Source organism: Zymomonas sp. (genome assembly GCF_020216885.1).
Lineage (GTDB): Bacteria > Pseudomonadota > Alphaproteobacteria > Sphingomonadales > Sphingomonadaceae > Zymomonas.
The window spans coordinates 1-5,764 of sequence record NZ_JAIWON010000164.1 but is presented as its reverse complement, the minus strand read 5'-3'; the positions used below and the strand labels follow the sequence as shown (position 1 = coordinate 5,764).

The 5,764-nt window shown below is 47.9% G+C and carries 4 protein-coding genes; 2 read left to right on the top strand and 2 right to left on the bottom strand.

Annotation, left to right across the window (positions count from 1 at the left end):
* The first annotated feature begins 305 nt into the window (after positions 1-305).
* Both LDL18_RS08570 and prfB read left to right on the top strand, forming a co-directional pair.
* On the top strand, positions 306-2,885 hold the full coding sequence (locus LDL18_RS08570) for a PBP1A family penicillin-binding protein (RefSeq protein WP_365975013.1): 2,580 nt from the start codon (positions 306-308) through the stop codon (positions 2,883-2,885).
* 110 nt (positions 2,886-2,995) lie between these two features.
* On the top strand, positions 2,996-4,123 hold the full coding sequence (prfB, locus tag LDL18_RS08565) for a peptide chain release factor 2 (protein ID WP_296508742.1): 1,128 nt from the start codon (positions 2,996-2,998) through the stop codon (positions 4,121-4,123).
* Between the two features lie 52 nt (positions 4,124-4,175).
* On the opposite strand, the gene lexA is transcribed toward prfB, so the two are convergent.
* Together lexA and trpD are read right to left on the bottom strand one after the other, a co-directional pair.
* On the bottom strand, positions 4,176-4,829 hold the full coding sequence (lexA, locus tag LDL18_RS08560) for a transcriptional repressor LexA (protein ID WP_296508740.1): 654 nt from the start codon (positions 4,827-4,829) through the stop codon (positions 4,176-4,178).
* A 165-nt stretch (positions 4,830-4,994) separates the two neighbouring features.
* Positions 4,995-5,764, bottom strand: a 770-nt coding sequence (gene trpD, locus LDL18_RS08555; protein ID WP_296508738.1) for an anthranilate phosphoribosyltransferase, incomplete at its 5' end; no start/stop codon positions are given.

The window sequence follows — 5,764 nt, the reverse complement described above, 5'->3', positions numbered from 1 at the left end:
TTTTGCCCGACGATTGGCGCGGTTGGCAGAAATTTCTGATTTGAAACCGGATAGGTCGAAAGAAAAAATCGTTACAAGAAAAATAAAAAGATAAATATCAGATATGGTCTAAAAAATAGTTTTTTTATAAATAATTTCCAAATAAGGTAAATGGACGGATATGGCAGATACCGATAACAACAAAGAAAAAGATGTCCCATATCATCTTTTGTTGAAAAAGGTTTTTGCTTCTTTCTGGCAAAGATATGATTTCTATCTCTCTTCAAAAATAGACCGGAATATTTTCCGCTATTGGAAATTTAACAATGTCTGATCCCTTGAAAATAAGGGGGACAACATCGCAGCGAAAAAAACAGAAAATACAGAAAAAAATGTCTGTTAAACGATTTTGGCATGGAAAGATTTTACGATCTTTCTTTCTGTTCTTGATTGTCGGCTGCTCTTTTTCTGGCTTTCTGTTCTGGCGGTATTTTATCCGAGATTTACCATCGGTTGAAATGCTGGCTGATTATCATTTGCCGATGCCTGCGGTTGTGCGCGATGGCAATGGGATGCCCTTTGGTCATTTTGTTCGCGAACATCGTGAAAAGTTGAATTATGAAGATTTCCCGCCTGTGGTTATTCAGGCTTTTTTATCGGCAGAAGATAAATCCTTCTTTTCCCATCACGGGATCAATGGCGCGGCCTTCCTAAAAGCTGTGTATGAATATTTTACCAAAATGGGCAGTGGAGAACGCGCTCATGGCGGCTCGACGATTACCCAGCAAGTAGCCAAGAATTTACTGGTAGGGGATGAATATTCCCCGACCCGCAAAGTCAAAGAAGCTATTTTGGCTTTCCAAATCGAGCATCTGTTAACAAAGCGTCAGATTTTAGAAATCTATCTCAACCAGATTTTTTTAGGGCGGAATGCCTATGGTGTCAGTGCCGCTGCTAAAGCCTATTTCGGGAAAACGGTGAAAGATCTGTCTTTATCGGAAGCGGCTTTTTTAGCGATTCTGCCGAAGGCACCGTCCAATTATACGCCTGAACGCTATAGGGAGCGCGCTTTGGGACGGCGTGCTTATGTCCTGCATCAGATGATGTTGAATGGCTATATTACCCCTTTTCAATATAGCGAGGCTAGCCAAACGCCATTGGGCGTTATTAAGCCGCATATTACCGCCAAAGCCCCTGTCAAAGGTGGCTATTTTCTTGAAGAAGTTCGGCGGGAATTAGTGAACCGTTTTGGCGAAAGTGCCAAAGATGGCGAGAATAACGTTTATTCCGGTGGGTTATGGGTTCGGACATCTTTTGATCCTGCGCTTCAGGAATCTGCCGAAACCGCTTTGCGGGATGGCTTTGTTCGTTTTGAACGGGATCACGGTTGGAATGGGCGCGTCGGGGGTATTGATCCCAGCGAGGGATGGCAAGAACGGCTGATAGCTGCCAATATCGGCACAGGCTATGCAGATTGGTATGCCGCGGTCATCCTAGAAAAAGAAAATGGTCGCGCTAAAATCGGGTTTGAAGATGGTCAGGAAGATTATCTTTATCCATGGGGGGCAGCGATGCCACGCCATGATACTGAAACCTCGGCATGGCGATTTTTGCATGAAGGCGATATTATTATCGTCAAGAAAATCGACAATTTTTGGATATTACGTAGCCTTCCATCTGTTTCCGGCGGTATGGTGGTAGAAGACCCGCATACAGGCCGAGTAATGGCAATGCAGGGAGGATTTGACTACCGGAACGGTGATTTTAATCGTGCCACCCAAGCCGAGAGGCAGCCGGGATCAACCTTTAAGCCTTTTGTTTATTCGGCGGCTTTGGATCATGGTATGACACCGGCCTCTATTATTGTTGATGGCCCTTTCTGTGTCTATCAGTCTGCCCGTTTGGGTATGAAATGTTTCCGTAATTTTTCCGGTGGCTATTCGGGCCCCCAGACAATGCGTTGGGGCGTTGAGCAATCCCGAAATTTGATGACGGTGAGAGCCGCCGCCCAGACAGGAATGGCGCATGTCGTCAAAATGGCCGAAAAGGCTGAGATCAATCCGCCTGGACATCCCTATCCACCGGTATTGGGCATTGCTTTGGGGGCGGGTAATACCACTGTTATGCGCCTAACGAATGGTTATTCAATGCTAGCCAACCAAGGGCGGCGTTTGCATCCGAGTTTGATTGATTACGTCCAAGATCGGAATGGCAAAGTTATTTATAAATCGGATGACCGGATATGCAGCGGATGCAATATGCTGGAATGGGATGGTCAACCCATGCCGAGGCCGCATCATACCAATGGGCAGGCGATCAATGCGATGACCGCTTATCAGATGCTGCATATTTTAGAAGGGGTTGTTCAACGAGGAACCGCTGCGATTTTGCGTGATTTAGGCCGTCCCATGTTTGGTAAGACTGGCACCTCGACAGGACCTACCAATGTCTGGTTTGTCGGCGGGTCGGCGGATTTGGTCGCAGGGCTTTATGTCGGTTATGATCGTCCCCGTTCGATGGGACATAGCGCCCAAGGGGGGACGGTGGCTGCCCCGATTTTTAAACAATTTGCCCAGCGCAGTATGACAGATATGCCTGTGAAACCTTTTCCAGTAGCACCCGATATTCATATGGTAAAAATAGATCGCTATTCAGGTTTGCGGATCTATGGTTCTGCGCCCGTCAATCCTGCTGATCCGATGAGTCCAATTATATGGGAGGCCTTTAAACCGGATAATGAGCCGCGTCGGAGTTTCTATCGACCTGCGGTCGTTGCAGCAGCCGTTACGCCTATTTCCAATAATACGACTGATGATAGTCATAAAAGCGAGGCTGTAAAAGCGTCTCCGGTGGCTCCGCCTGTTAATCTTCCGCATCCAAATGATCGCAGTAGCTTGCAGAAGTGAGGTTAAATCTATTAGAAGCCTAGCTGGTCAGTTTTTATCGTCTGATCCAAAGAGTATATTTTGATCGGCCTTGTTTGATAGGCTGTTTTCTCATTCAGAAAGGGATGACTATGCGCGCCGAAGCGCAAGCCCATGTCGACCATATTCAAGAATCTTTGGCGCTCCTTAGGCGCTTCCTCGACTGGGATAGAGCCTTGCGGCGGCTGGATGAACTGAACGCCCGCGTCGAAGACCCCAGTCTTTGGGATGATGCCCGCGCGGCGCAAGAAGTGATGCGCGAAAGAGGACGCTTGGATGAGTCCATTGCGGCTACGCGTGCTATTGCGACAGAGCTTCAGGAAAATATCGAGCTGATCGAAATGGCCGAGGCAGAAGGTGAAGAGGAAATGGTGCAGGATGCCATTTCTGCACTGGAAGCCCTTGCCGAGCGCGCTGATCGTGACAAAGTCAAGGCTTTGCTGTCTGGTGAAGCCGATGGCAATGATACCTATATTGAAGTCAATGCCGGAGCTGGCGGCACCGAAAGTCAAGATTGGGCTGAAATGCTTAGCCGGATGTATCAGCGCTGGGCTGAACGCCAAGGCTTCAAGGTCGAATTGGTTGACTACCATGCCGGAGAACAGGCCGGTATTAAATCGGCAACCCTATTGGTTAAAGGCGAAAGTGCCTATGGCTATGCCAAGACCGAAAACGGGGTGCATCGTCTGGTTCGGATTTCACCTTTTGACAGTAACGCACGTCGTCACACCAGCTTTGCTTCTGTTGCTGTCTATCCCGTGGTAGATGACGATATTGATATCGAAGTTTTAGATAAAGATTTAAAAATTGATACCTATCGTTCATCGGGTGCCGGTGGTCAGCATGTGAACACGACGGATTCTGCCGTTCGTATTACCCATATGCCGACAGGCATTGTGGTTGCTTGCCAGAACCAGCGTTCCCAGCATAAGAACCGTGCCGAAGCGATGAAGCAGTTGAAAGCGCGTCTTTATGAGCGCGAATTACAAATTCGTGAAGCCGAAGCCAGTGCCGGCTATGCCGCCAAGAGCGAAATCGGATGGGGGCATCAGATCCGTTCTTATGTCTTGCAACCTTATCAGCTGGTAAAAGATTTACGAACCGGCATTACCTCGACGGCTCCGGCTGATGTACTAGATGGTAATTTGGATGCCTTTATCGCAGCGGCTTTGGCGCAACGGATTACCGGTGAGACCGTTGAAGTCGAAGATGTAGAATAGAGAACAAAATTTTTGATAGCGGTTGTCAAAAACCGCTATTAAAAAGATTTACTTAATAGCGCCGTAATAAGCCTACTAACCGACCTTGGATACCAATTCTACTGGCATCATAACGCATCGGTGCATAGGCTCGATTGGCAGGATCCAGTCGAACCATTCGCCCTTCACGGTGGAAATATTTTAAAGTTGCATCGCTGTTATCAATCAAAGCAACCACGATTTCGCCTTCATGTGCCTCATCGGTTTGGCGAACGATAATATAATCGCCGTCAAAAATACCAGCATCGACCATCGAATCTCCGGCGACCTCTAGGGCGTAATGTGCGCCGTTTCCAAGATAGCTTGGAGGGACAGCCAGATGGGATTGGCCTTCCAGAGCTTCTATCGGCAAACCGGCAGCAATTCTGCCATGAAGCGGGATTTCGATAACATCATTATCCGCTTTCGGGGGCGTATAATCCCGAGAAATTTTTTTTTGAATTTCCGTTTTGTCTTTTGGCAAACGGATCACTTCCAATGCCCGTGCGCGATTAGGTAATCGGCGGATAAAGCCTCGCTCTTCCAGCGCCTTGATAAGGCGGTGAACCCCTGATTTCGATTTGAGATCAAGGGCGAGTTTCATTTCTTCAAAAGAAGGTGAAATACCTGATACGCTGAGCCGGTTGTGGATAAAAAGAAGCAAATCATGTTGCTTGCGCGTCAGCATAGCCGCAATCTTCCGTCAAAGGCCCGCTAACGAAGGGGCGTGTTTCCTCATCTTTTATAAGACAGGCTTCATGATTCTGTTGGAACAGATATAGAACGTGTAGGAAACATCCATCTAACTGTCAATAGATGAGTCGTTCTTTTGCCCCATTCGTTAGCGGCTATTTTAGCGAAGATTTTGGGAAAATTTCTTCCATGCCTCGAAAACTTGACTGGCACGTCCACTATCTATGACGTTTGAGGCGACATTAACACCGTCATCCCAATCCCAGCATTTTTCAGCCACAATAAGCGCCCCTGCGGCATTGATTAGAACGGCATCGCGATAGGCAGAGGCTTTACCTGCCAAGAGATCCAATAAGGCTTGGGCGTTATAGTCTGCATTACCGCCCCGAATATTGCTGATCGGGTGCGTATCAAGATTAACATCGGCAGGCTTTATCCGTATCCGACCCGATGGTAATCCACTGTTGGGATTTTCATTCTTGCGGATCATCAAAACAGTGCTGCTTTTACTGATCGAGACCTCGTCCAAGGGATCGTCGCCGGAAACCAGCAAAACGGTATCCAGACCAAGAAGGCTAATCGCTTCGCTATAGGCATCGAAATAGCGCGGCGAAGCCAAGCCTATAAGTTGACGGTTGACTTGTGCCGGATTGGCAAGGGGCCCGATCAGATTGAAAATAGTAGGCTGGCCTATTTTGCGACGCAAAGGAGCAAGCTCAACCAAGGCCGGATGATAGGTCGGCGCAAACAGAAAGGTGATGCCGGTTTCTTTCAGGCAGAGTTCTGCCTGCTTGGGAGTAAGGTCTATTTTGATACCCAAGGCTTCCAATGTATCAGCAGCGCCTGCCATACTGGAAGAGGCTCTGTTCCCATGTTTGGCTACTGGAATATGGGTGGCTGCAACGACAAGAGAAACCGCGGTTGAAATAT

What these genes read in the sequence shown, in the direction of transcription:
- LDL18_RS08570 (WP_365975013.1), top strand. Translation starts at nt 306, where the DNA reads ATGTCTGATCCCTTGAAAATAAGGGGGACAACATCGCAGCGAAAAAAA.
- prfB (WP_296508742.1), top strand. Translation starts at nt 2,996, where the DNA reads ATGCGCGCCGAAGCGCAAGCCCATGTCGACCATATTCAAGAATCTTTG.
- lexA (WP_296508740.1), bottom strand. Translation starts at nt 4,829, where the DNA reads ATGCTGACGCGCAAGCAACATGATTTGCTTCTTTTTATCCACAACCGG.